Source organism: Caulobacter sp. 602-2 (genome assembly GCF_011043625.1).
GTDB lineage: Bacteria > Pseudomonadota > Alphaproteobacteria > Caulobacterales > Caulobacteraceae > Caulobacter.
Genome location: NZ_JAAKGT010000002.1, coordinates 79,676 through 105,035, shown reverse-complemented (window position 1 = coordinate 105,035; position 25,360 = coordinate 79,676). Strand labels below are relative to the sequence as shown.

At 70.1% G+C, this 25,360-nt stretch carries 19 protein-coding genes and 1 pseudogene; 14 read left to right on the top strand and 6 right to left on the bottom strand.

Going from position 1 to position 25,360, the window contains the following annotated elements:
- Positions 1-145: 145 nt before the first annotated feature.
- Both G5B46_RS05040 and G5B46_RS05035 read right to left on the bottom strand, forming a co-directional pair.
- Positions 146-2,599, bottom strand: a pseudogene (locus tag G5B46_RS05040) (PAS domain-containing protein); the annotation flags it as partial.
- 142 nt (positions 2,600-2,741) lie between these two features.
- Positions 2,742-4,343 (bottom strand): EAL domain-containing protein, encoded by a 1,602-nt coding sequence (locus G5B46_RS05035; RefSeq protein ID WP_205691498.1) that lies wholly within the window; start codon positions 4,341-4,343, stop codon positions 2,742-2,744.
- Positions 4,344-4,579: 236 nt separating this feature from the next.
- On the opposite strand from G5B46_RS05035, the gene recA reads away from it, so the two are divergent.
- On the top strand, positions 4,580-5,650 hold the full coding sequence (gene recA, locus G5B46_RS05030) for a recombinase RecA (protein ID WP_165256727.1): 1,071 nt from the start codon (positions 4,580-4,582) through the stop codon (positions 5,648-5,650).
- A gap of 332 nt (positions 5,651-5,982) precedes the next feature.
- Here the strand turns inward: recA and G5B46_RS05025 are convergent, their stop codons facing one another.
- Positions 5,983-6,486, bottom strand: a complete 504-nt coding sequence (locus tag G5B46_RS05025; protein ID WP_165256725.1) for a hypothetical protein — start codon at positions 6,484-6,486, stop codon at positions 5,983-5,985.
- A gap of 259 nt (positions 6,487-6,745) precedes the next feature.
- On the opposite strand from G5B46_RS05025, the gene alaS reads away from it, so the two are divergent.
- Positions 6,746-9,391: an alanine--tRNA ligase gene (alaS, locus tag G5B46_RS05020; protein ID WP_165256723.1), complete on the top strand. Its 2,646-nt coding sequence runs from the start codon at positions 6,746-6,748 to the stop codon at positions 9,389-9,391.
- A gap of 400 nt (positions 9,392-9,791) precedes the next feature.
- On the opposite strand, the gene G5B46_RS05015 is transcribed toward alaS, so the two are convergent.
- Both G5B46_RS05015 and G5B46_RS05010 read right to left on the bottom strand, forming a co-directional pair.
- On the bottom strand, positions 9,792-10,913 hold the full coding sequence (locus tag G5B46_RS05015) for a serine hydrolase domain-containing protein (protein WP_346764870.1): 1,122 nt from the start codon (positions 10,911-10,913) through the stop codon (positions 9,792-9,794).
- 321 nt (positions 10,914-11,234) lie between these two features.
- Positions 11,235-12,119 carry a helix-turn-helix transcriptional regulator gene (locus G5B46_RS05010; protein WP_165256721.1) on the bottom strand — a complete coding sequence of 295 codons (885 nt, stop codon included), beginning with the start codon at positions 12,117-12,119 and terminating at the stop codon, positions 11,235-11,237.
- A gap of 186 nt (positions 12,120-12,305) precedes the next feature.
- Here G5B46_RS05010 and G5B46_RS05005 point away from each other — a divergent pair, with 186 nt between their 5' ends.
- From G5B46_RS05005 to G5B46_RS04990, 4 genes are all read left to right on the top strand, one after another.
- Complete coding sequence (locus tag G5B46_RS05005) at positions 12,306-12,527, top strand: hypothetical protein (RefSeq protein WP_205691497.1); 222 nt, start codon at positions 12,306-12,308, stop codon at positions 12,525-12,527.
- Entirely contained in the window at positions 12,524-14,146 is a 1,623-nt protein-coding gene (locus tag G5B46_RS05000) for a PepSY-associated TM helix domain-containing protein (protein WP_165256717.1), read from the top strand. The genes G5B46_RS05005 and G5B46_RS05000 overlap by 4 nt, the downstream gene beginning before the upstream one ends.
- On the top strand, positions 14,143-14,418 hold the full coding sequence (locus G5B46_RS04995) for a DUF3325 domain-containing protein (RefSeq protein WP_165256715.1): 276 nt from the start codon (positions 14,143-14,145) through the stop codon (positions 14,416-14,418). Before G5B46_RS05000 ends, G5B46_RS04995 begins: the two co-directional genes overlap by 4 nt.
- A 66-nt stretch (positions 14,419-14,484) precedes the next feature.
- Complete coding sequence (locus tag G5B46_RS04990; RefSeq protein ID WP_165256713.1) at positions 14,485-16,701, top strand: TonB-dependent siderophore receptor; 2,217 nt, start codon at positions 14,485-14,487, stop codon at positions 16,699-16,701.
- 40 nt (positions 16,702-16,741) lie between these two features.
- Here the strand turns inward: G5B46_RS04990 and G5B46_RS04985 are convergent, their stop codons facing one another.
- Positions 16,742-18,253, bottom strand: coding sequence for a hypothetical protein (locus G5B46_RS04985; protein ID WP_165256711.1), 1,512 nt, complete (start codon positions 18,251-18,253; stop codon positions 16,742-16,744).
- Positions 18,254-18,439: 186 nt separating this feature from the next.
- On the opposite strand from G5B46_RS04985, the gene G5B46_RS04980 reads away from it, so the two are divergent.
- The 8 genes from G5B46_RS04980 (at position 18,440) to G5B46_RS04945 (ending at position 25,304) form a co-directional block, all read left to right on the top strand.
- On the top strand, positions 18,440-19,093 hold the full coding sequence (locus G5B46_RS04980) for a hydrolase (RefSeq protein ID WP_165256709.1): 654 nt from the start codon (positions 18,440-18,442) through the stop codon (positions 19,091-19,093).
- A gap of 63 nt (positions 19,094-19,156) precedes the next feature.
- Positions 19,157-19,444, top strand: coding sequence for a XapX domain-containing protein (locus G5B46_RS04975; RefSeq protein ID WP_165256707.1), 288 nt, complete (start codon positions 19,157-19,159; stop codon positions 19,442-19,444).
- Positions 19,445-19,482: 38 nt separating this feature from the next.
- Entirely contained in the window at positions 19,483-21,357 is a 1,875-nt protein-coding gene (locus G5B46_RS04970; RefSeq protein WP_165256705.1) for an amidohydrolase, read from the top strand.
- A complete protein-coding gene (locus tag G5B46_RS04965; protein ID WP_165256703.1) occupies positions 21,357-21,776 on the top strand; it encodes a DoxX family protein in 420 nt (139 codons plus the stop codon). The genes G5B46_RS04970 and G5B46_RS04965 overlap by 1 nt, the downstream gene beginning before the upstream one ends.
- On the top strand, positions 21,773-23,059 hold the full coding sequence (locus G5B46_RS04960) for an alginate export family protein (protein ID WP_165256701.1): 1,287 nt from the start codon (positions 21,773-21,775) through the stop codon (positions 23,057-23,059). Before G5B46_RS04965 ends, G5B46_RS04960 begins: the two co-directional genes overlap by 4 nt.
- A gap of 2 nt (positions 23,060-23,061) precedes the next feature.
- Positions 23,062-23,736 carry a YoaK family protein gene (locus tag G5B46_RS04955; protein WP_165256699.1) on the top strand — a complete coding sequence of 225 codons (675 nt, stop codon included), beginning with the start codon at positions 23,062-23,064 and terminating at the stop codon, positions 23,734-23,736.
- A gap of 143 nt (positions 23,737-23,879) precedes the next feature.
- Positions 23,880-24,494: an AraC family transcriptional regulator gene (locus tag G5B46_RS04950; RefSeq protein ID WP_240903349.1), complete on the top strand. Its 615-nt coding sequence runs from the start codon at positions 23,880-23,882 to the stop codon at positions 24,492-24,494.
- Between the two features lie 12 nt (positions 24,495-24,506).
- The gene (locus G5B46_RS04945; protein WP_165256697.1) at positions 24,507-25,304 is read left to right on the top strand and encodes an alpha/beta fold hydrolase; all 798 of its coding nucleotides are present in this window, start codon (positions 24,507-24,509) and stop codon (positions 25,302-25,304) included.
- Positions 25,305-25,360 lie beyond the last annotated feature (56 nt).

Here is a 25,360-nt window from a genome sequence, read left to right as displayed (position 1 = left end):
ACCGAGGTTCCCCGCGAAGGCGGGGATCCAAGCTGCATTTCAGGAGAAGGCGTGGCCTTGGGCGGTCCGCCGGCTCGGCTTGGGTCCCCGCCTTCGCGGGGAAGGACGGATCAAGGGGCGGCCGTCAGGTGAATGTCGGCCCGTCCTAAAGCGGCGTGCGGATCATCCGGTCGACCCGGGCGGCCAGGTCCGACACCGCGAAGGGCTTGGTCAGCACCTCCATGCCCGGCTGGATGTGGCCGTGGTTGAGGGCGGCGTTCTCGGCGTAGCCGGTGATGAACATCACCTTCAGCTCGGGCCGCAGGGCCCGGGCGGCGTCGGCGACCTGGCGGCCGTTGAGGCCGCCGGGCAAACCAACGTCGGTGATCAGGAGGTCGAAGCGGGCGTTTGACTGCAGCAGGCGCAGGCCGGCCGGGCCGTCGGCGGCCTCGGCGCAGGCGTAGCCCAGCTCCTGCAGCGCATCGACGATCAGCATGCGGACGGTCGGCTCGTCATCGACCACCAGCACCGTCTCGCCGGCCGCCGCGGGGGCGGGCAGGACGGCGTGGACGTCGGTCTCGGGCGCGGCCTCCTCGCCGAAGTGGCGCGGCAGGTAGATGCAGACCATCGTGCCCTGGCCGACCTCGGAATAGATCCGCACGTGGCCGTGCGACTGGCGGGCGAAGCCGTAGACCATCGACAGGCCAAGGCCCGTGCCTTCACCCATCGGCTTGGTGGTGAAGAACGGGTCGAAGACGCGCTCCTGGATCGCCTTGTCCATGCCCACGCCCGTGTCGCTGACGCAGACGCAGACATACTGGCCCGGCTCCATGCCGCGTTCGTCGGCGGCGCGGCGGTCGAGCCACTTGTTGCCGGTCTCGATGGTGATCCGGCCGCCGTCGGGCATGGCGTCGCGGGCGTTGATGCAGAGGTTGAGGAGGGCGTTCTCCAGCTGGTTGTCGTCGACCAGGGTGGCCCACAGGCCCCCGGCGGCGACCGTCTCGACCTTGATCGACGGCCCGACCGTGCGGCGCACCAGCTCGACGAAGTCGGCCATCAGCCGGTTGATGACGATAGGGCGGGGCGACAGGGTCTGGCGGCGCGAGAAGGCCAGCAGGCGGTGGGTGAGGGCGGCCGCCCGGCGGGCCGCGCCCTGGCCGGCCGCCAGGTATTTCTCGACGTCGCGCGAGCGTCCCTGCGACAGCCGCGTGCCGATCATCTCGAACGAGCCGGAAATCCCCGACAGCAGGTTGTTGAAGTCGTGGGCCAGGCCCCCGGTCAGCTGGCCGACGGCCTCCATCTTCTGGGCCTGGCGCAGGGCTTCCTCGGCCTCGCGCAGGCGATCCTGCTCCTCCAGCCGCTCGGTGACGTCGTAGACGAACTGATAGGCGCCGGCCTGCAGGCCCATGTCGTCGCGCAGCACGCCGAAGCGCATCTCGTAGAAGCGGCGATAGCCGTCCGGATCGCCGAAGGCCTCGACCTCGACGAACTCCTCGCCGGCCAGGGCGCGCGACCACACCGAGCGCACCTGGGCCTGGTTCTCCGGCTGGTCGGACAGCAGGTCGAGCATGCGCTCGCCGACACGGGGGGTGACGCCGAACACCTGCTCGAACTCGCGCACGGCCGCGCCGTTGACGGCCAGCCAGCGGAAGTCGTTGTCGACGACCTGCACGAGCGCGGCCGTCCCCTCGACGATGTCGGCCAGCACCCGGCGCTCGGCCAGGGCCGAGGCGACGCGCTGCTCCAGGGTCTCGTTCAGCTGGCGCAGGGCCAGTTCGGCGCGGCGACGCTCGGTGACGTCCTGGAACAGCACCGCCACCTGCTTGCGCTCGGGCGGCTCGATGCGGAACGAGGACAGCGACAGATAGCGGCCGGTGGCCACCAGTTCCTGCTCGAAGCGGATCGGCTCGCCGGTGCGCAGCACGTGGCCGTAGCGCGCCACCCAGGCGTCGGCCTCGCCCGGGACCATCTCGCGCAGCTTCTGGCCGACGACGTTGGGAATGCCGGCGTGGCGGGCGTAGGCGGCGTTGGCGTCGATGTGGATGTAGTCGCTGTCGGGGCCGTGCGGGCCGTCGAAGAACTCGATGATGCAGAAGCCCTCGTCCATCGAGTCGAACAGGGTGCGGTACTTGCGCTCGCTGTCGGCGCTGGCCTGCAGCGACAGGCGAAGCTCCAGCTGGCTCATCACCTGCCGGGCCAGCACCTGCAGGGTGCGCTGCTGCAGGGGCGACAGGTCCTTGGGCGCGGTGTCGAGCACGCACAGCGTGCCGATCGGCAGGCCCTCGGCCGTCTTCAGCAGCGCGCCGGCGTAGAAGCGCACGTGCGGATCGCCGGTGACCAGCGGATTGCAGTCGAAGCGCGGGTCGCGCGTCGCATCGGGCACCAGCAGGAAGTCGTCTTCCAGGATCGCCTTGACGCAGAACGAGCTTTCCAGCGGCGTGCCGTCGACGCCCAGGCCGATCTCGGCCTTGAAGAACTGGCGGTGCTCGTCGACCAGGCTGACCAGGGCGATCGGCACGCCGCAGATCTCGGCGGCCAGGGCGACGATCTCGTCGAAGGCGGCCTCGCGCGGCGTGTCGAGGATGTCGTAACGACGGAGCGCCGCGAGGCGACGCGCCTCGCGTTCCGACGGATCGGCGGCGTTCATGCTGGTTGCGGCCCCCCGGATCCGGCAGCGTCGACTCGCCGACGAACGAAAGCCGGCATGGACCCTTAGACGCTTGGCGCGTCCAAGGGTTCCACGCAAGTACGGTGAAGCTGGTTCAGCCCCAGCCTTCCGACACGCCGGCGCGGCGGGCCATGGGGGTGACGGCGGTCGGTTTCTGCGACGGTTGCGGCTGGTCGGCCGGCTTGCCGTAGAGCCAGCCCTGGGCGAAATCGACGCCGGCCTTGCGGACCACGTCCTCGACCTCGGCGGTCTCGACCATCTCGGCGACGGTGCGGACATTGAGGTCGCGGCACAGCTCGACCAGGCGGCGGACCATGGCTCCGTCGCGGCTGTTGCCGGCCAGTTCGCGCACGTAGCGGCCGTCGATCTTGACGATGTCGAGCGTGAGTTCCTGCAGGTAGGCGAACGAGGCCGCGCCCGCGCCGAAATCGTCCAGGCAGACCAGCGAGCCCAGGCCGCGCAGGGCCTGGATGTGGCGGTTGGCGCGGGGCAGGTCGTCGATGGCGCTGGTCTCGGTGACCTCGAAGATCAGCTTGCCCTTGGCGGCCGGGGTCTGGGCCAGCAGGCGGCCGATGTGGTCGACGAAGGTCTCGCTGACGATGGTGCGGCCCGAGACGTTGACGGCCAGGCGGACGCCGCCGGCGCGGTCGGAGGCGATCCGGCGCACCGCCTGCTCGGCGATGGCGTGGTCCAGTTCCTCGATGATGTCGAACTCCTCGGCCATGCGGATCAGGGCGAAGGGGCTGGCGCCGTCCTCGAAGCGCACCAGCGCCTCGTGGTGGTGGGCCTGGCCGGTCGAGAGGTCGACCACGGGCTGGTAGGCGAGGGTGAAGCGGCGCTGGCTGACGGCCGCGCCCAGGGCGCCGGCGCGGGCCAGGGTGCGCTTGACGGACCTGTTCATCGCCTCCGACAGGGTCATCGGCGGGGTGTCCTTGAGGCCTTCGCGCAGGAAGTCGTCGAGGGCGTAGCGCAGGGCCCGCAGGCCGCGCGACGAGGCGCCGCCGTCCAGCGGCACCACGTGGGCGCTGGCGTCGAGCGTGGCGATCTTGGTCAGGCGGGCGGCCAGGGCCTCGGGCCGGTCGTCCTTGGCCCGCAGCAGGGCGAAGCGCTCGGGCGAGACCTGGGTGGCCATGGCGCCGGCGTGGGATTCGGCGCGGACGGCGCCGGCGATCTTCATGTCCAGCGCGTGGGCCTCGGTCGGGGCCAGGCCGTCGCGCAGGGCGGCCAGGCCGGCGAACTCGACCATGGCCAGTTCGAGCTCCAGCCCGGTGACCCGCGCGGCCTCGAACAAGCCCTTGGCGATCTCCTCGAAGTTCTCGCGCGGACGCAGGCCCGTGGCGTCCAGGCCGCCGGCGGGCGGACGGGCGGCGGTGATCGCGATCGAGGTACGTCCGAAATTGTCGGGTAGGGCGCGCAGAGTGACTCCGACGAAGCGTTCCGGCTCGCCGGCGACGCGGACGGTGACCGGTCCCCGGCGCTGGCCTTCGTCGAGAGCGTAGAGCGCCGCGTCCATCAACGGACGGTCGGCGGGGGTGAACAGGTCGCGCCAGACGCGGCCCATCAGGGAGGTTTCGGTCTTGCCCATGATCTTCTGCGCCGCGCCCAGGGCGAGGCTGACGCGATCCCCCTCGAGTTCGAGCAGGAGATCGGCGCTGGCGAAGGCCAGGCCCAGCAGGCGGCGTGGATCGATCGACAAAGGATAGAGCTCCCCAGAGGGGGCCATCCTGGCCCGCCTTAGCTTAAGGAGCCGTGCATGGGGCGCGGCGAGCGGGGTGCGACGGCTCGCCACAGCGGCGGTCGGGCGGAACGAAAAGAACATCTTGCGAACATAGAACAAAATGTGTACGCATTAATCATTCCACAGGCGGTGGGCGTAGCGGCGCCCGAACTTCCGGCCCGGCGGCCGGAATCATGGAATAAGGCGATCAACCAATGACCAGTCAGGCGGCTTTGAAACTCGTGGGCAAGGAAGAAGGCGACAAGGCGCGGGCGCTAGAAGCGGCTCTGGCGCAGATCGATCGGGCCTTCGGCAAGGGCTCGGTGATGAAGCTCGGCGAAAAGGGCAAGGTCGAGATCGAAGCGGTCTCCACCGGCTCTCTGGGCCTCGATATCGCGCTCGGCATCGGCGGCCTGCCCAAGGGCCGGGTGATCGAGGTCTACGGGCCGGAAAGCTCGGGCAAGACGACGCTGGCCCTGCACGCGGTGGCCGAGGTTCAGAAGGCCGGCGGCACCGCGGCCTTCGTCGACGCCGAGCACGCGCTGGATCCGTCCTACGCCCACAAGCTGGGCGTCAATCTCGACAGCCTGCTGGTGGCCCAGCCCGACAACGGCGAACAGGCCCTCGAAATCACCGACACCCTGGTGCGCTCGGGCGCGGTCGACATCGTCATCGTCGACTCCGTGGCCGCCCTGACCCCGAAGGCCGAAATCGAAGGCGAGATGGGCGACAGCCTGCCTGGCCTCCAGGCCCGCCTGATGAGCCAGGCGCTGCGCAAGCTGACCGGCTCGATCAACAAGGCCAACACCATCGTCCTGTTCATCAACCAGATCCGTCACAAGATCGGCGTGATGTACGGCAGCCCGGAAACCACCACGGGCGGCAACGCCCTGAAGTTCTACGCCTCGGTGCGCCTGGACATCCGCCGCACCGGCTCGGTCAAGAACCGTGACGAGATCATCGGCAACAACGTCCGCGTGAAGGTGGTCAAGAACAAGGTGGCCCCGCCGTTCCGCGAGGTCGAGTTCGACATCATGTACGGCGAGGGCATCTCCAAGCTGGGCGAGATCATCGATCTGGGCGTCAAGGCCGGGATCATCGACAAGGCCGGCTCCTGGTTCTCCTACAACAGCCAGCGCATCGGCCAGGGCCGCGACAACGTCCGCGAGTTCCTCAAGAACAACAAGGACCTGGCCAACGAGATCGAAACCGCGGTGCGTCGCGCCTCGCAGAAGATCGAGGAAGAGCTGCTGGTCGGCGGTCCTGAAGAGGGCGACGAAGACTAAGCCATTCGGCGCGCGCCTGCGCCGAACTTCGCGGCCGCCGCCCCGCCGAGGGCGACCCCGCCTTATAGCCCACGGCGGAACGACACCGCCGTCGACGGCCGCGAGCCCCGGACGCCTGGACCCCATGCCAGGCGTCCGATTTCGTTTGTCCTCCCCCGTGCAACGGGGGAGGTGGCGCGGCGCGAAGCGCCGTGACGGAGGGGGCGAGCGACAGGCGCCGCCCCAAGATCCTCCCCCTCTGGGAGAGGTGGCCCGGAGGGCCGGAGGGGGGGGGGGGCGTTTTCAGCTTCCGCGGAACCGGCCGGTTGATCCGGCGCGATCCTCGCCCGCCCTCAGCCCCCGATGTCGGTCCACGGTCGCTGCACGCAGACCGGCTTGCCGTCGATCACCGCCACCCGCGCCGAGCCGGGCGGGGCATAGAAGGCCCGCGTCCCGCCGACGGCGACGGCCAGGGCGATCGGGCCGCTGAAGTCGCAGACCGGGGCCTCGCGGCGTCCGGCCGCCTGGGCGTAGACGCGGTGGGTGCATTCCATGTGCCCGGCCCGGCGCTGGATGACGGCCTCGTCGAAGGTGAAGGTCATCGGCTTGCGCGACCCGGCCGTGAAGGCCGCCGGGGCGAGGGTCGGGCAGGGCGTTCCCGCCAGGCTCCAATAGGCCTCGGCGACGGCGGCGGCCTGGCGCTGCTTGACCAGGGTGAAGCCGGTCAGCGGCGCGACGACGACCAGGGCCACGACCGCGAACAGGATCCAGATCGTGCGCCGCGAGCGGCCCTCGGTCCGCAAGGGCGCGCTGACGGGGCGGCCCTGCTGCGCCGTCGTGTCGGTGGTGGTGTTCATGGCGTCCCTCTCGGCCGGAGGTTAGCCGCCGTCCTTCAAGGCGGGCAAGGCGCCGGCGGCGGCGTTCCGTCCTGCGGATCGCGACGCGGCCGCCCGCTCGCCCGTCGCCGCCGGACCAGCGGCCAGGGCGAGCGGCCAGGCGTCACGAGCGCCGCGCCAGCCGGCCATTCCGAGGTTGGATTTCCACAAAGCTTGAAACCGCGCTATGCAGCGCCGACTTCCGGTGTCCGCCGGACCTTTCGAGATTCCCGAGACGACGATGCCTAGCCTCAACGAGATCCGCAGCACCTTCCTCGACTACTTCGGCAAGGCCGACCACGCCGTCACGCCGTCGGCGCCGCTGGTGCCGCAGAACGATCCGACCCTGCTGTTCGTCAACGCGGGCATGGTGCCGTTCAAGAACGTGTTCACCGGCGCCGAGACGCCCGCGCACCCGCGCGCGGCCAGCTCGCAGAAGTGCGTCCGCGCCGGCGGCAAGCACAACGACCTGGACAACGTCGGCTACACCGCCCGCCACCACACCTTCTTCGAGATGCTGGGCAACTTCTCGTTCGGCGACTACTTCAAGGAACAGGCGATCCACCACGCCTGGACCCTGCTGACCGGCGAGTTCAAGCTGCCCAAGGAAAAGCTGCTGGTCACGGTGTACCACACCGACGACGAGGCGGCCGATCTCTGGAAGAAGATCGCCGGCCTGTCCGACGACAAGATCATCCGCATCCCCACCAGCGACAACTTCTGGTCCATGGGCGACACCGGCCCCTGCGGCCCGTGCTCGGAAATCTTCTACGACCATGGCGAAGGCATCTTCGGCGGCCCTCCGGGCAGCCCCGATGAGGACGGCGACCGCTTCATCGAGATCTGGAACCTGGTGTTCATGCAGTTCGAGCAGATCGCCGGCGGCGAGCGCCTGGCGCTGCCCAAGCCCTCGATCGACACCGGCATGGGCCTGGAGCGCATCGCCGCCGTCCTGCAGGGCGTGCACGACAACTACGACATCGACCTGTTCAAGGCGCTGATCGCCGCCTCGGTCGAGCTGACCGGCGTCAAGGCCGAAGGCGCCCAGGCGCCGTCGCACCGCGTGATCGCCGACCACCTGCGCTCGTCGTCGTTCCTGCTGGCCGACGGCGTCACCCCGTCGAACGAAGGCCGCGGCTACGTGCTGCGCCGGATCATGCGCCGGGCCATGCGCCACGCTTACCTGCTGGGCGCCAACGAGCCCCTGATGCACCGTCTGGCCCCGACCCTGGTGGCCGAGATGGGCCAGGCCTATCCGGAACTGCGCCGCGCCGAGGCCTCGATCGTCGAGACCCTGCGCCAGGAAGAAGAGCGCTTCCGCACCACGCTGGGCCGCGGCATGGGCCTGCTCGACGAAGCCACCGCCAATCTGTCGACCGGCGACGTGCTGGACGGCGAGACCGCCTTCAAGCTCTACGACACCTACGGCTTCCCGCTCGACCTGACCCAGGACGCCGTGCGCGCCAAGGGCCTGACCGTCGACACCGACGGCTTCGACGCGGCCATGCAGAAGCAGCGCGAGATGGCGCGCGCCAACTGGGCCGGTTCGGGCCAGCAGGGCGCGGCGGCCGCCTGGTTCTCGATCAAGGAAAAGGCCGGCGCCACCGACTTCGTCGGCTATGAGACCACCGAGACCACGGGCGTGGTGAAGGCCATCGTCGCCGACGGCGCCGAGGTCGAGGCCGCTTCGGCCGGCCAGACCGTCGACGTGCTGCTCGACCGCACCAGCTTCTACGCCGAAAGCGGCGGCCAGGCCGGCGACACCGGCGTGATCGAGGCCAATGGCGCGGAAAGCCGCGTGCTCGACACCCAGAAGCAGGCCGGCGAACTGCACGTGCACCGCGTCGAGCTGGCCGGTCCGTTGAAGGTCGGCGACCAGGTCGTCGCCTCGGTCGACGCCGAGCGCCGCCACACCACCCGCTCCAACCACTCGGCCGCGCACCTGGTGCACGCCGCCCTGCACCACGTGCTGGGCCCGCACGTCGCCCAGAAGGGCCAGATGGTCGACGGCGAGCGCATGCGCTTCGACTTCAGCCACGGCGGCCCGCTGAGCGCCGACGAGATCGAGCGCATCGAGGCCGAAGTGAACGCGGTCATCCGCCAGAACGTGGCGGCCCGCACCGAGGAAATGGCCCCGAAAGCCGCCATCGAGGCCGGCGCCGTGGCGCTGTTCGGCGAGAAGTACGGCGACAGCGTGCGCGTGCTGACCCTGGGCGACAGCCTCACCGACGCGGGCAAGGCCTATTCGGTCGAACTGTGCGGCGGCACCCACGTGGCCCGCACCGGCGACATCGCCCTGTTCAAGATCGTCTCCGAGCAAGGCGTGGCCGCCGGCGTGCGCCGCATCGAGGCCCTGACCGGCGAGGCGGCCCGCCGCTTCCTGCTCGACCAGGCCGGCGTCGCCAAGGCCCTGGCCGACCAGTTCAAGACCCCGGTCGCCGAGGTTCTCTCGCGCGTCGACGCCCTGGTGGCCGAGCGCAAGAAGCTGGAAAAGGAACTGGCCGAGGCCAAGAAGCAGCTGGCCCTGGGTGGCGGCGGCGGTGCGGCCTCGGGTCCGGAAGACGTGAACGGCACCGCCCTGATCGCCCGCGTCCTCGACGGCGTCGGCGGCAAGGAACTGCGCGGCGTCGCCGAGGAGTTCAAGAAGCAGCTGACCTCGGGCGTCGTGGCCCTGGTCGGCACGACTGACGGCAAGGCCGCCGTCACCGTGGCCGTGACCGCCGATCTCGTCGGCAAGTTCAGCGCCGCGGACCTGGCCAAGGCCGCCGTGATCGCCATGGGCGGCCAGGGCGCGGGCGGCAAGCCCGACTTCGCCCAGGGCGGCGCTCCCGACGCCACCAAGGCCGACGACGGCCTGGCGGCGATCAAGGCCGTTCTGGCCGGCTGATACGGATGATGGGCGATCTTCCCTCTCTCTTGGAGAGAGGGAGGGGCCCGCCGCCGCAGGTGGCGGGAGGGTGAGAGGTTACAGCCAGTGCCGGAAGGCCCTCGGTCTTCTGGCGCGCGCCGCCTTCGTCGGATCGACAGTCATTCGACGACCATCCCCCAAATCCGTCCTTCCCCGCGGAGGCGGGGACCCAAGCGGAGTTTGCGGGTCTCTCACGGTCGCGCCTCATCCTGAAACGCAGCTTGGATCCCCGCCTTCGCGGGGACGCTCGGAGAAAAGCGGCCGGCGCCACGGAATGTCGATCCGGCCGGAGCCTCGCCTAGTTCGGAAAGGGTGAAACCTCTCACCCTCCCGCCGCTTTGCGGCGGGCCCCTCCCTCTCTCAAAGAGAGAGGGATTTGTTACGGCTCCAGCTGAACCTGCCCCTCGCCCAACTGCAGCCAGTCGGTGAAGGGACGGTGGTAGTAGAGGTCGAAGACCTCGGCCTGCAGCTTGAAGGGCAGGCTGCTTTCGCTGTTCCACAGCATCACGACGCCGGTCTTCTTTTGCGGATCGAACATCATGGTGGCGCGATAGCCGTCGACGGCGCCGCTGTGGCCGGCCAGGCGATGACCCTGGTAGCCGAAGCTGCGCATGGCCAGGCCGTAGCCCGGCTTTTCCAGCGTGCGGCCCAGCGGCGAGTTGCCGTAGGGGCGGCCGGTGTTGACGCGCGGTCGCTGGATCTCCTCCAGGACGCCTGCCGGCAGCACGGCGGGGGCCAGGCCCATCTGGGCCTGCATCCAGCGCGCCAGGTCGACGATGTTGGAGTTCACGCCGGCGGCGGCGGGGGTCAGGTAGTAGGCCTCGGCCAGGGTCAGGCGGCGGCCGTAGCGGGTGGGGCGGGCCCAGTGCCGGGCGTCGCTAAGCTCGCTCATGCCGATGGTGGCGCTGGTCATGCCCAGCGGCACGAACAGGCGCTGGCGGGCCTCTTCGGCATAGGGGCGATGGGTGGTGGTCTCGACCACCTCGCGGATCGTGTCGAAGGCGACGTTCTGGTAGGTGTGACAGGTCGCCGGTGGGCACTGGGGCGGCACCTCGCCCAGGGCCTGGCGGATCATCTTGGGCGAGCGGCCGCCCTCCAGCCAGCCGTCATAGGCGTTGCGCGGCAGGCCCGTGCGCTGCGAAAGCAACTGCTCGATGGTCAGGGTGCGTTGCGCGTCGGCCGGCAGGCGCAGGCTGGTGTCGAAGCGTCCCAGCGGGTCGGACAGCGAGAAGACCCCGTCCTGGGCGAGGCGCGCGCTGAGCGAACCGGCCACGGTCTTGGACAGCGAGGCCCAGCGGAACACGGTGTCGGCGCCGACCGTCTCGCCGTCGTCCGGCGCGGTGCGGCCATAGCCCTTCACGAACGACAGCCGGCCGTCCTCGACCACGGCGATGGCTAGCCCGGTCATCGAGCGGTCGCGCATCATCGCCCCGATGCGGGCGTCGAGAGCGCGATAGTCGATCTCGCCGCGCCAGTCCTGCGGCTTGAGCGGAAGCGCCACCGGCGTGGCGGCCGCGGCGATGGTCTGCTCGGTCTTGGAGACGCGCGCGCAGCGCGAGAGGGTGAGGGCGGCGGCGCCCAGGGCCGCGACGGCGGCTGCGGCCGCGGCGATCTTCCAGCCGCGGCCCCGGTCGCGCCGGAAGGTGAACCGCGAGGTCTTGATGAACTTGGTCAGGCGTCTTTACCGGTCGAAGCGGCGACACGGGCCGCCGTCGGGGGGGCGCGTCGCATGATTACTGAGGGGCTGTCCTACGCGTTTGGCGCGGCGTGACAAACCCATTAGGCCGCCAACCGGGGCGATTCCGAGGCCCTGGCCGAAGAGTCAGCGGCCATGCCCCCGGACCTGCGCGGTCGTCGCCGCGTAACGGCCGGGCGAGACGCCGAACGAGCGCTGGAACAGCGTGACGAAGCTGCTGGCCGAGGTGAAGCCCAGGTCCTGGGCGGCCTGCTTGACCGACTGGCCGGCCTCGAGGCGCGCGGCCGCCTCGGTCATCCGCAGTTGCTGGCGCCAGGTGGTGAAGCCCATGCCCGTCTCGGCCCGGAAGGCGCGGGTGAAGGTGCGCCGGCTCATGCCCGCGACCTGGGCCCAGGCGTCGATGTCGCGGTCGTCGGCGGGGGCGATCCGCAGGGCGTCGCAGATCCGGCGCACGCGCGGATCGCGGGGCAGGCGCGGACCGGCATAGGCCGAGGCCGGGGCGCGGTCGATCTCGCCCAGCATCAGGCGGACGATCTGGCCCTCGCGGCCGGCTTCGTCGTAGGCCGGTTCGAAGGTCAGGAACTCCTCGACCAGGGCGTGGAGAAACGGCGTCACGTCGATGACCTTCAGGTCGCGCGGCTGGGGATCGGCCTTGGGTGTGACATAGAGGGCGTTGTAGGCGGCGGGGCCGCGGCAGCTGACCTCGTGGGTCAGGCCCGGAGGGATCCACACCCCGCGCCCCGGCGGCAGCAGGATGGCCGAACCGCCGGCCCGCACGGCGGCCACGCCTTCCAGTCGATAGGAGAACTGGGCGCGGTCGTGCACGTGCGGCGGATCATAATAGCCCTTGGCCTGGCGGCCGTGCAGCCCGACCACGGGCCGGATCGGCGGATGGTCGGCGCTGCTCTTGTCGAAAGGCGGTTCGGGGGTTTCGGTGGGCAAGGGGCTCCGGTCCCAGGTGTTCCAGATCGTCTGGTTGAGCCACAACCGCAGCGGTTCGTCAGTTCGCATACGGGCCGTTTTGTTTTCGGATCGGGCCAACCGTCGCCCGCTTCGTTGCGACTAACTCTCAATAACGCTACTCGCGCCGCCACGTAAACAGTCGGGCTGGATGAAGGAGCGGGCGTGAGGGCGGCGCAGGGCAGGTGGGCAGGCTTGGGGCGGACGGCGGACGTCCTCGCCCGGATCGCGATCGCCATGTTCGGCGGCTACGCGGCGATGGCCGCCTGCACCATGCTGCTGGCCCGTGTGCTGCCGGGAGAGGCGCTGGACCGCACCCTGTGGTCGACCATCCTGTCGTTCGGGATCTATGCGGCCCTGGTGGTCTGGACCTTCGCGGCCCGCAGCGCCCTGCGCGCCGGCCTGGTGACGCTGGCCGTCGGCGTCGTCGCCGGCCTGGGCGCGGCGTGGGCGGCATGAAGGGCGCTGGACCCAAGTCCCAGGGCTTTCGCCAGTCGCAGGCGGGCCTGCACACCTGGACCGGGCTGCTGGTCGGCTGGATCCTCTATCTGATCTTCCTCAACGGCGCGGTCAGCTACTGGCGCGAGGAGATCACCCGCTGGTCGCGGCCCGAGATCGGGGCCACGCGCGACGTCGAGACGGTCGCGCGGGGCGCGGTCGCGCACCTGCAGGCCACCGCCCCCAAGGCGGCCAGTTGGTCGATCAGCCTGCCCGACGAGCGCGCCAGCGGCGCGACGGCCACCTTCCGCGAGAAGGGCCGGCCGGCCCCGCGGCGGGGCGTGGATCCCAACGCCGTGACCATCGGTCCTGACGGCCAGGTCGCCCAGCCGCGCGACACCGAGGGCGGCGACGTCTTCTACCGGCTGCACTTCGACCTGCGCTATGTGCCGGTGATCTGGGGGCGCTGGGTGGCGGGCTTCTGCGCCATGTTCATGCTGGTGGCGATCGTCAGCGGCGTGATCACCCACAAGAAGATCTTCGCCGACTTCTTCACCTTCCGTCCCGGCAAGGGCCAGCGCAGCTGGCTGGACGGCCATAACGCCCTGGCGGTGCTGGCCCTGCCGTTCCACGCCATGATCACCTACACCGGGCTGGTCACCCTGATGGTGCTGTACGTGCCCTGGGGCGTGGCGGCCAACTATCCCAGCAAGACGGCGTACTACGCCCAGAGCATCACCCGGGCCAAGCCGGTGAAGCCCTCGGGCGAGGCCGCGCCCATGGTCGACATCGGCACGGTGCTGGCGTCCGCCGAGCGGGCCTGGGACGGCGGTCATGCGGGCCTGATCCGCATCGACGCCCCCAACGACGCGGCAGCGAGGATCACGCTCACCCGCCGGGCCAGCGACACCCTGGTCGACGGCCGGTGGGAGATCGTCTTCGACGGGGTGACCGGCAAGATCCGCTCGCAGGTCGAGCCGACGTCGAGCGGGATGATCGCCAGGGGCGGCATGATCGGCCTGCACGCCGGACGCTTCGCGCCGATGACCCTGCGCTGGCTGTTCTTCCTGTCGGGCCTGGCTGGTACGGCGATGGTGGCCACGGGTCTGGTCCTGTGGATCGCCAAGCGCCGCCAGAAGCTGGCCGACCCGGCCCGGCCGCACTTCGGCTTCCGGCTGGTCGAGCGCCTGAACGTCGGCACGATCGCCGGCCTGCCCGCGGCCATGGCCGTCTTCCTGTGGGCCAACCGCCTGCTGCCGACGACCCTGACCGGGCGCGCCGACTGGGAAGTGCATGCGATGTTCATCGCCTGGGGCGGACTGCTGCTGCACGGTTTCGTCCGGCCGCCGCGTAAGGGCTGGATCGAGCAGCTGTCGCTGACCGCGGCGCTGCTGGCGGGGCTGCCGGTGTTCAACCTCCTGGTCACCCAGCGCGGGGTCCTCGCCAGCCTGCTGGCCGGCGACATGGCCATGGCGGTCATGGACCTGGTGCTGCTGGCCCTGGGCGGCGCCTTCGCGGCGATGGCGCTGGGCGTCGTCCGCCATAAGCCGGGCGCCCCCAAGGCGAGGAAGGCGAAGGCCGTCGCGCCGCCGCCGGTCCAGCCCGCCGTCGTCCGCGAGCCGGCGGAGGCCGAGGCGTGACCCTGCTGGCCTTCCTGCTTTGCCTGGCCGGTTTCCTGGCCCTGTCGCTGGCCATGCCCCGCCATCACGCGGCCCTGGTCGGCGGACCTCTGACCAGGCAACGGCGCCGGGTCCTCAAGACCGCGGGCTGGCTGGGCCTCGCGCTCGGCCTGGCCGCCTCGCTGGCCGCCTGGGGCCTGGCCTGGGGCGCGATCGGCTGGCTGGGCCTGCTGACCGCGGCGGCCGCTCCCGTGCTGCTGGTCCAGACCTGGTGGCCGCGCGCCAAGCCCTGATCCCGTCTTTCCGCCGGCCGTGCGCCGGCGCTCTCCGCATCATTCGAACTCGAAGGAAGACCCGCCTTGTCCGCTATCCACCGTCCCGCCCGCCGCGCCGCCCTGCTCGCCGGCGTCGCCGTCCTTTCGCTGGCCGGAACCGCCCACGCCGAGGACCAGGCCGTCCAGGACGAGACCGCCGTCGACGCCGTGCTGGTGACCGGCCGCACCGAGGGCTACCAGATCAAGGGCACCAACACGGCCACCAAGCTGCCGCTGACCTTGCGCGAGACGCCCCAGTCGCTGACCGTCTTCACCCGCCAGCGGATCGAGGACTTCAACCTGATCACGGTGGCCGAGGTCTTCGCCCAGACCCCGGGCGTCAACGTCCAGCAGTACGATTCCAACCGCGTGCTGTTCAACGCGCGCGGCTTTGCGATCACCAACTTCCAGTTCGACGGCGTGCCGACCCAGTACACCACCGGCACCGGCGGCAATTCGGTTCTGAGCGACACCTCGATCTACGAGCGCATCGAGGTGGTGCGCGGCGCCACGGGCCTGGTCACCGGCGCGGGCGACCCGTCGGCGACGATCAACATGGTGCGCAAGCGGCCGACCGAGGACTTCCGCGCCAGCACCAGCCTGTCGGCCGGCTCGTGGGACTATCGGCGCGGCGAGCTCGACCTGTCGGGGCCGTTGCTGAAGAGCGGCAAGGTGCGCGGCCGGCTTGTCGGCGCCTATACCGACCGCGAGTCGTACGTGCGGTTCCAGCACGATACCTCGCCCAGCCTGTACGGCGTGGTCGAGGCCGACCTGACCGACAGGACCCGTCTGCGCGTCGGCGCCGACTATCTGCGCACCGACTCCAAGGGCGGGGCCTGGAGCGCCGCGCCGATCTTCTTCCGCGACGGCTCGGTGGCGGAAATGCCGCGTTCCTACAGCGCCGCGGCCAAGTGGAACCGCTGGGAGCGCGACAGCCGCAACCTGTTCGCCGTGCTCGAGCACGAGTTCGGCGCCGGCTGGGTGGGGCGCCTCGCCTACAACAACCGCGCCACCGACACCGAGAGCCTGCTGCTGGCCGGCTCCAACAGCGGCGGTTTCGCCGACAAGACCACGGGTCTTGGCCTGACCATCTCCGACACCTATTCGGTCAGCGAGACGCGCGAGGAGTCGGTCGACGCCTACGCCTCGGGCCCGTTCCAGATGTTCGGCCGCCAGCATGAACTGGTCATGGGCGCCAACTTCTTCGAGCGCGACCTGGCCACCATCAACGCCGGCATCACCAGCCGTCCCTACAGCCTGACGGCCTTCCCGAGCATCTACACCTGGGACGGCGAGATCGGCCGGCCGGTGACCTACGACACCGGCAGGCCGCGCAGCATCGTCTCGACCAGCGAGGCGGGTCTCTACGCCGCCGTTCGCCTGAACCCGACCGACCGCCTGAAGGTGATCGCCGGCGCCCGCGTCAGCGACTGGAGCACCCGCACCGAGAACTACAGCACCACCACCGGCGCCCGCACCACGACGACCGGCCGCTACTCGCAGGACCGCGTCTCGCCCTATGTCGGCGTGCTCTACGACCTGTCGACCAACCTGACGGCCTTCTTCAGCTATGCCGACGTCTTCCAGCCGCAGAACCTGTTCGACGCCGACTTCAAGCAGCTGGATCCCAAGGTCGGCGGCAACTACGAGGCCGGCGTGAAGGCCGAGTTCTTCGACAAGCGGCTCTACGCCTCGGTCAACGGCTTCTACATGCAGCAGGACAACGTCGCCGAGCTGGACCCGACCGTGCCGGCCAACTCGCTGCCGGACGGCTCGTCGGCCTATCGCGCGGTGAAGGGCGTCGAGACCCGCGGCGGCGAGATCGAGGTCTCCGGCTCGATCACCCCGAACTGGAGCGTCACGGGCGGCTACACCTACACCCACAACGAGAACGCGGCGGGCGTGCGGGTCTTCACCGTCAATCCGCTGCACATGGTCAAGCTGAACTCGACCTACAAGCTGGGCAAGTGGACGCTGGGCGGCGGGATCAGCTGGCAGACGCAGGTCTATCAGAACATCAACGCCCCCAGCGGCGCCTTCACCTCGACGGGGGCGCCGGTGCTGGCCTCGCGGCGGGTGAGCCAGGACGGCTATCTCCTGGCCGACGCCCTGGTGCGTTACGCCTTCACGCCCAAGGTCAGCGTCGGCGTCAATGTCACCAACCTGTTCGACGAGAAGTACTATCGCAACGTCGGCTACTTCAACGGCGGCTACTGGGGCGAACCGCGCCGGGTGCTGTTCAACGTCCGCGCCCGGTACTGATCGGGCGTCGGGGTGGCCTGGGGCTGCGTGGGGGCGCGCCTCAGGTCACCAGCACCAGCTCGCCGCCGGGCGTGAAGACGTACTCGTAATAGAACCAAAGGTCGGTGGGGCTGCTCGCCTCGATCTTGAAGGCGGTGATCAGGCGCTGGCCGTCGGTCTTCAGGTAGATGGCCCCGTAGACGTCGACGTTGGTCTTGGACAGCTTGGCGAGGTCGGCCTTGATGGTCTCGGCCAGGGCGGGAGAGGGGGCCGCGGCCAGCTGGGCGACGGCCTTGCCCACCTTCTCGATCAGCGCCTGGTCCGTCTTCTCGCGCGTCGAACGCTGCAGCTCGGTCGACAGCAGCACCGGCGAGGCGCCGCGGCCGGCGCGGCCCAGCCGGCCCAGGAGGTCGGGGCGCGGGTGGACGTGGCCCTCCTCGTCGCCGGACGAGATGATGAAGCAGGCCGGATTGACCGCCTCGAGGAAGGCGTCGGTGACCTTTTCCGAGCCGTGGTGGCAGACCTTCATGATGTCGGACCGGAAGCGCTGGGCGACCTTGCCGACCATCATCCGGTATTCGGTTCCGCCGGCGGCGGGGAAGGCCGAAAGCCCGGCGTAACGGGTCAGCAGATAGCGCTCGGCCGGCTCGTTGAGGTCGCCGCCGAAGAACACGCTGAACCGGCCGTAGGTCAGGCGCAGCAGGATCGAGTGGCCGTTCTTGGTCTCGCCATAGGAGCCGCCGATGCGGCGCAGGCGCGCCTTGCCGTCCGCGTCGCGCTCGACCGCCGGACCCAGCACCTCGATGGCGTAGCCGCGACCGTCGGAGGGCGCGTAGCCGGGCATGTAGCTGCGGCCGTCCTCGATCTGGCCGTGCTCGGTCGACAGCATGCCGATCTCGCCGACCTTGGGATTGTCCAGCGCGGCCTGCATCACGCCGGGAAAGCCGTACCGGGCGTTGGCCTTGCGGTCGGGCAGCTGGGCGCGGACATCGGCCTCGGTCTGCGCCAGCTCGGTCTGGTAGGTGAGCTTGCTGGCCGGGTCCTTCACGAAGGCCCCCAGCTTGGCCCAGGTGCCCGACACCGCCCGTTCGACCAGGCCGTTCTGCCAGATCCGCTTGAAGCCGATCTTGGGGTTGGCGAAGATTGCCCCGAAGCCCAGGTAGTGGTCGCTGTCGGGGTGGGTGATCACCGCGGAGTCGAACGAAAAGCCGCGATAGGCCTTGAAGCGACCGTTCAGGAACCGCTCCATGTTGTCGCCCTCGCCGGCGTCGACGACGATCACGCCCTCCTTCTCGCCGGTCTCGGGGGTGATCAGCACCGCGCCGTCGCCCTGGCCGACGTCGAGGAACACGATCTCCAGCGGCCGCGTCGGCGTAGTGTCGGCCTTGGGCACGTAGAGGGTCTGAGGATTGGTGTTGGGCGACCACTTGATGCGCAGCCAGCCGTCCGGCTCCTCGCCGTCGAGGCTGAGCCAGTCGCCCCACAACACCTGGCGGACCTTGGTCTTGCGGTCGGCCGCGTAGAGAAAGATCTTCCGCCCGTCGTGGCCGAGCCCGGCATAGACGTGAGCCATGACGCCCTCCCTGGTTTTCAACCCATGGAGGTAGTCTAGCGCGGTTACGCTTTGAATTCACGACGATCCTCGCGGACGCCCCGATGGCCCACTTGGCCAAATCGCGGGGCGACTGAACAAGACCGTTCGTGTCGGCGGGGACACATTCCCCGGACTTCTTCCAATCCGCATCCAAGGACAAAGTCGATGCCGATCAAGGCCACCCCGACCCCCGGCCCGCAGCTGCTGACGCCGACCGACCACACCCTGATCATGATCGATTTCCAGTCGCAGATGGCGTTCGCGACCCACTCGATCGACGCGATCACCCTGCGCAACAACGCCGGCCTGGTGGCCAGCGCCGCCGCCGGTTTCGGCGTCTCGACCATCCTGACCACGGTCGCCGAAAAGAGCTTCTCGGGCCCGATGTTCGCCGAGGTCACCGCCCCGTTCCCGGGCAAGACCCTGCTGGACCGCACCTCGATGAACACCTGGGAAGACGCCCCGGTGATCGAGGAGATCAACAAGATCGGCAAGGACCGCATCGTGCTGGCCGGCCTGTGGACCAGCGTCTGCATCGTCGGCCCGGCGCTGTCGGCCCTGGCCCAGGGCTATGAGGTCTACGTGATCACCGACGCCTGCGGCGACGTCTCGGCCGAGGCCCACGAACGCGCCGTCGAGCGCATGATCCAGGCCGGCGCCCGTCCGATCACCGCGCTGCAGTACCTGCTGGAGATGCAGCGCGACTGGGCCCGCACCGAGACCTACGACATGACCACCGGCATCGCGAAGGTGCACGGCGGCGGCTACGGCCTGGGCATCATCTACGCCAAGTCGATGTTCAACGCCCACGAAGGCTAACAGGCCCGCCCGCGCCGGCTCGACCCCGGGCCGGCGCGACGCGCCTCAGCAAGGCGTCCGATGATGAAGATCTACATCCTGTCGCTCGCCGCCGGCCTGGCGGTCGGCGTGTTCTACGGCCTGCTGCAGGTGCGCTCGCCCGCGCCGCCGGTGGTGGCCCTCGTCGGCCTGTTCGGCATCCTGGTCGGCGAGCAGATCCCGCCGCTGGTCAAGGGCTGGATGGCCCGCAAGCCGGCCGCCGTCTCGTGGCTGAACCACCAGGTCAAGCCGCACATGTTCGGCCCGCTGCCCTGCGGCCAGAAGCCGGCCGAGCTGGCGCAAGGCGAGCCGCCCGCCGCGCCCAAGGCCTGAAGACCCGTCCCTGAAGAGTTTCCCCCGGAGTTTCGCCCATGACCTCGCCCGACCTGATCCTGCGCAACGGCCGCTTCACCACCCTGGACCGCAGCAATCCGAACGCCGAAGCCGTGGCCGTGACCGAGGGGCGCTTTTCCGCCGTCGGGACCGAGACCGAGGTCATGGCCCTGGCCGGCCCCAACACCAAGGTCATCGACCTGAAGGGCCGCCGGGCGCTGCCGGGCCTGATCGACAACCACCTGCACATCATCCGCGGCGGCCTGAACTTCAACATGGAGCTGCGCTGGGACGGCGTGCGCTCGCTGGCCGACGCCATGAACATGCTCAAGCGCCAGGTGGCCATCACCCCGCCGCCGCAGTGGGTGCGCGTGGTCGGCGGCTTCACCGAGCACCAGTTCGTCGAAAAGCGCCTGCCGACCATCGAGGAACTGAACGCCGTGGCTCCCGACACCCCGGTGTTCATCCTGCACCTCTATGACCGCGCCCTGCTGAACCAGGCGGCCCTGCGGGTGATCGGCTACGACCGCGACACCCCCGAACCGCCCGGCGGCCAGATCATCCGCGACAGCCAGGGCAATCCGACGGGCCTGCTGCTGGCCAAGCCGAACGCCCAGATCCTCTACGCCACCCTGGCCAAGGGCCCCAAGCTGCCCTTCGACTACCAGGTCAACTCGACCCGCCATTTCATGCGCGAACTGAACCGGCTGGGCGTGACCGGGGCGATCGACGCCGGCGGCGGCTTCCAGAACTATCCGGACGACTACGAGGTGATCCAGAAGCTGGCCGACGAGAACCAGCTGACCATCCGTCTGGCCTACAACCTCTTCACCCAGAAGCCCAAGGGCGAGAAGGACGACTTCCTGAACTGGACGAAGACGTCGAAGTACAAGCAGGGCGACGACTACTTCCGCCACAACGGCGCCGGCGAGATGCTGGTGTTCTCGGCCGCCGACTTCGAGGACTTCCGCCAGCCGCGCCCCGACATGCCGCCGCAGATGGAAGGCGAGCTGGAGGAGGTCGTGACGATTCTGGCCCAGAACCGCTGGCCCTGGCGGATGCACGCCACCTATGACGAGACCATCGACCGGGCGCTGGACGTCTTCGAGAAGGTCAACAAGGACGTCCCGCTGGAGGGCCTGAACTGGTTCTTCGACCATGCCGAGACGATCTCGGAGAAGTCGATCGACCGCATCGCCGCGCTCGGCGGGGGCGTCGCCGTGCAGCACCGCATGGCCTATCAGGGCGAGTACTTCCTCGAGCGCTACGGCCCGGCTGCCGCCGAGGCTACGCCGCCGATCGCCAAGATGCTGGAGAAGGGCCTGAAGGTCTCGGCCGGCACGGATGCGACGCGCGTGGCTTCGTACAATCCCTGGGTCTCGCTGGCATGGATGATCACCGGCAAGACCGTCGGCGGTACGCGCCTCTATTCGCAGCGCAACTGCCTTGATCGCGAGAGCGCGCTTCGCATGTGGACCGAGAACGTCACCTGGTTCTCCAACGAGGAGGGCAAGAAGGGCCGGATCGTGGAAGGCCAACTGGCCGACCTGATCGTGCCCGACCGCGACTTCTTCGGCGTGCCGGAAGACGAGATCGCCGACATGACCTCGGACCTGACCATGGTCGGCGGCAAGATCGTCTACGGCGCCGGCGACTTTTCCAAGCTCGACGAGAACGAGGTGCCGCCGGCCATGCCCGACTGGTCGCCGGTGCGCACCTTCGGCGGCTACGCCGCCTGGGCCGAGCCCGAGACCGACAAGGCCCTGCGTCGCCAGGCGGCCGCCTCGTGCGGCTGCGCCAGCAGCTGCGGCGTCCACGGCCACGACCACGCCACGGCCTGGACCAAGAGCTTGCCGATCGCCGATCTCAAGTCGTTCTGGGGCGCGCTTGGCTGCGCGTGCTGGGCGGTCTGATGAGCACGCCCGTCCAACGTCTGCGCGGGGCTTTCCTCGCGCCGGCGGTGCGCTGGGTCGCGCTTCTGGGCCTTTGCGCCGCCTATATCCAGGGCGGCCTGACCAAGGCGTTCGACTTCCAGGGCGCGCTGGCCGAGATGACCCATTTCGGCCTGTCGCCCGCCGCGCTCTTCGCTGTTCTCGTGATCGTGCTGGAGATCCTCGCCTCGCTGATGATCCTCTCCGGCCGGCTGCGCTGGCTGGGGGCGCTGGCCCTGGCGGCCCTCACCCTGGGGGCCACCTTCATGGCCAACCGCTTCTGGGAGATGGTCCCGCCCGAGCGCTTCGGCGCGACCAACAGCTTCTTCGAGCACCTGGGCCTGATCGGCGGCTTCCTGCTGGTCGCCTGGCACGACCTGCAACCGCGAGAGCGGTCATGAGGACGCTGGCGGCCGCGGCGCTCGTTCTCGTCGCGGCCGCACCGGCTTTCGCGGCCGAGCGTCCAGTGATCAAGGTCAACCGCTGGCAGGAGGAGCGGCCGGATACGTCGCTTTCGCTCGGCCTCACCCTGCGCGAGCGCATCGAGACGGGCGACGCGGCCAGCTTCGGCGTCGAGCCTTCCGACACCAGCCTGTCGCAGCGCCTTCAGGTTCATGCCGACGCGCGCAAGGGCGGCTGGCAGGGCTTCGTGCAGATCGAGGACGTGCGCGCCTTCGATCGCCGCGACATCGGCCCGGCCGACCAGAACCGCCTGGACCTGCGCCTGGCCTTCGTCGGCTACGAGACGCAGGTTTGGGGCGGCAAGGCCAATGTGCGCGTCGGTCGCCAGGACTTCCCGATCGACCAGCAGCGGTTCCTGTCGGCCCGCGACGGCCCCGGCGTGCGTCAGTCGTTCGACGCGGTCTGGGCCGACTGGTCGCGGGGCGAATGGAAGTTGGCCGGCTTCGTGAGCCAGCCGGTGCAGTATCACGACGGCGAAGCCTTCGACGACACGTCCAGCGGCAACGTGCGGCTCGACCTGATCCGGGTCGAGCGCAAGGCGCCCGGCGGCGCGGTCTCGGCCTATGCCGCCAGGTTCGCCCGCTCGACCGCCCGCTATGTCGACGCGGTCGGCGAAGAGGACCGCCAGGCCTACGACCTGCGCTATCTCGGCGCGGCCGGGGCGCTGGACTGGGACCTGGAGGCCATGGTCCAGCGCGGCGAGGTGGGGACCAGCGACGCGCGCGCCTGGGCGGCCGGCGGCCGGATCGGCTGGAGGCTGAAGAGCCTCGCCTGGAAGCCGCGCCTGGGTTTCCAGGTCGATACGGCCAGCGGCGACGACAAGGCCGGCGACGGGCGGGTGGGGACCTTCGACCCGCTCTATCCCAACGCCGCCTATTTCACCCGCGCGGCCTACACCGGCTACGCCAACCTCGTGCACGTCAAGCCGTCGGTGACCGTGACGCCCGCCAAGGGTCTTTCGGTGACCGCCGCCCTGGCGGGCCAGTGGCGGCGCGAGACGACCGACGCGATCTACGCCCAGCCCTTCATCCCCCTGTCCGGCACGGCCGGGCGCGGCGGACGCTGGACCGGGGCCTACGCCCACCTGCGGGCCGACTACGCTTTCAACCCGAGCCTGACCGGGACCATCGAGGCCGTCCACTACGAAGCCGGAAGCGCTCTGCGCGCCTCGGGCCGGGACGACAGCGACTATCTCGGCGTCGAGCTCAAGTACGGATGGTGACCATGCGATTCCCGAGCCTTTCCCAACTGATGAGCTTCAACGGCGGGTATCTCGACACGGTCGGCTTCCTGGCCCTGCAGGGCGTGTTCGTCGCCCACGTCACCGGCAACTTCGTCACCTTCGGCGCGGCCATGATCCACGGCGCGGAAGGGGCGGTGGCCAAGCTTCTGGTGCTGCCGGTGTTCTGTCTGGCGGTGCTGGTCAGCCGGCTCGTCACCTTCAAGCTGGCGGCCGCCAACCTGCCGACCTTGCGGATCATGCTGGCGGTGAAGACCGTGCTGCTGGTCGCCGGCTCGATCGCGGCCGTCGTCCTGTCGCCGTTCGCCAAGGGCGACAGCTGGCAGCTGATCCTGGTGGCGGTGCTGTTCGTCTGCGCCATGGCCATCCAGAACGCCGCCCACCGGGTGCACATCCCCAACGCCCCGCCGACCACCCTGATGACCGGCTCGACCACCCAGATCATGCTCGACGTGGCCGAGCTGGTGCGACGCGGGCCCGATCGGGACGCCTCGGTCGCGCGGATCAGGAAGCTGTCGGTCGCCGTGGGCCTGTTCGCGGCCGGCTGCGGCCTTGGCGCGCTGGCGTTCGGCTTCGGCGGGCAGTGGGCGTTCTCGCTCTCGGCGGTGCTGGCGTTCCTGTCGCTGTTCTCGGCCGAGGCCCGCAAACAGCGCGGATAGCGCTCCCATTCGGGGCGTGGGCTTCACCCGCCTGGGTGGCGGAGGTTCACCCGGGCGGGAATGGTTAGAGCCCCTCCTTTGGTTGAGTTTGCTGGTGCGCCGCCTGCCGTCGGCGCGTTCGAGACCAGCCGAAGAGAGCGACGATGCAAGTCCAGACCGTGTCGACCCGCGTTCCCGAACCGGCCCTAGACCTCGCCACGGAGCCCGCCAGGGACCAGATCCGCCTGCTGCTGATGCAGGCCCGTCACGCCCTGGCGACCGACCCCGCCGACGCCGAGCGCTGCATCGCCGTGGCCGTGCGCCTGCTGCCGCAGATCGACGCCGCCGCCGGACAGCAGGCCAAGGCCTTCGCCGCAGCACCGGCCATGCAGCGCGGGGGGCTGGCGCCCTGGCAGGTCCTGCGGATCAAGGCCCTGGTGGAGGCCCGCCTTACGGGCCGCATCTCGAGCGCCGAGATGGCCGCCGCCGCCCGCCTCAGCCCCAGCCACTTCTCGCGCGCCTTCCGCATCAGCTTCGGCGACGCGCCCAAGGCCTATGTGAACCGCCGCCGCATCGCCCGCTCCAAGACCATGATGCTGGAGGGCGGCGAATCCCTGGCCGCCATCGCCCTGGCCTGCGGCCTGTCGGACCAGGCCCATTTCTGCCGGATGTTCCGTCGCTTCGAGGGCGTGTCGCCCAGCGTCTGGCGACGCCTGCGCGGGGGAACGCCCGAAGCCGTCGCCAATGAAGTCGACTGGCCGGCGGCCGCCGTCGGCTGATTGGAGAGACGAGTGACCGCCGCCGTCATGCTTATCCACGGCGCCTGGCTGACGCCGCGCGCCTGGGACCGCTTCAAGGCCCGCTACGAGGCCCGGGGCCTGAAGGTGGTCGCGCCGGCCTGGCCGCTGCTCGACGCGCCGGCCGAGGACCTGCGCCGCCTGCCGCCGCGGGCGCTGGGCCGGCTGACCCTGGAGGCGGTGGTCCAGGCCTACGCCGCCCAGGCGGTGGCCATGGTCGAGCCGCCGATCCTGATCGGCCATGGCCTGGGCGGCCTGATCGTGCAACGCCTGCTCGACGGCGGCTGCGGCGCCTGCGGCGTGGCCATCGCCTCGACGCCGCCGCTGGGCCTGCTGGCCCGGCCGCGCGCGGCCTGGGCGCTGCGCCGGCTGCTGGCGCGCTGGAGCGGCGCCATGCCCCTTTCGCCCGACGACTTCGCGGCCCTGTTCGCCCAGACCCTGACGCAGGACGAGCGCGGGACGGCCTATGGCGAGCATGTGGTTCCGGCCCCCGCGCGGGTGGTCCGGCAGGCCTTGCTGGGGCCGGGGGGCGGCGCCGCCCGTGCGGCCCGGCGGCGCCCGCCGCTGCTGCTGATCGCCGGCGACGAGGACCGCATGGCGCCGCCCGCCGTGGTCGCGGCCGCGGCCCGCCATCAGCGCCGCGCGGCCTCGCGCACCGACCTGCAGTGCTTCTCGGGCCGCTCGCACTGGATGTGCAACGAGCCGGGCTGGGAGGACGTCGCCGACTTCGCCATCGACTGGGCGTTGGCCAACGGGCGGGCGGCCCTTTCGGGTCAAGCCCCGAAAGGGTAGTGGTGCGCCGCTTTCGTGTATGGTCGCGGTTCGCGCAACAGGCCAACTGTACGAGT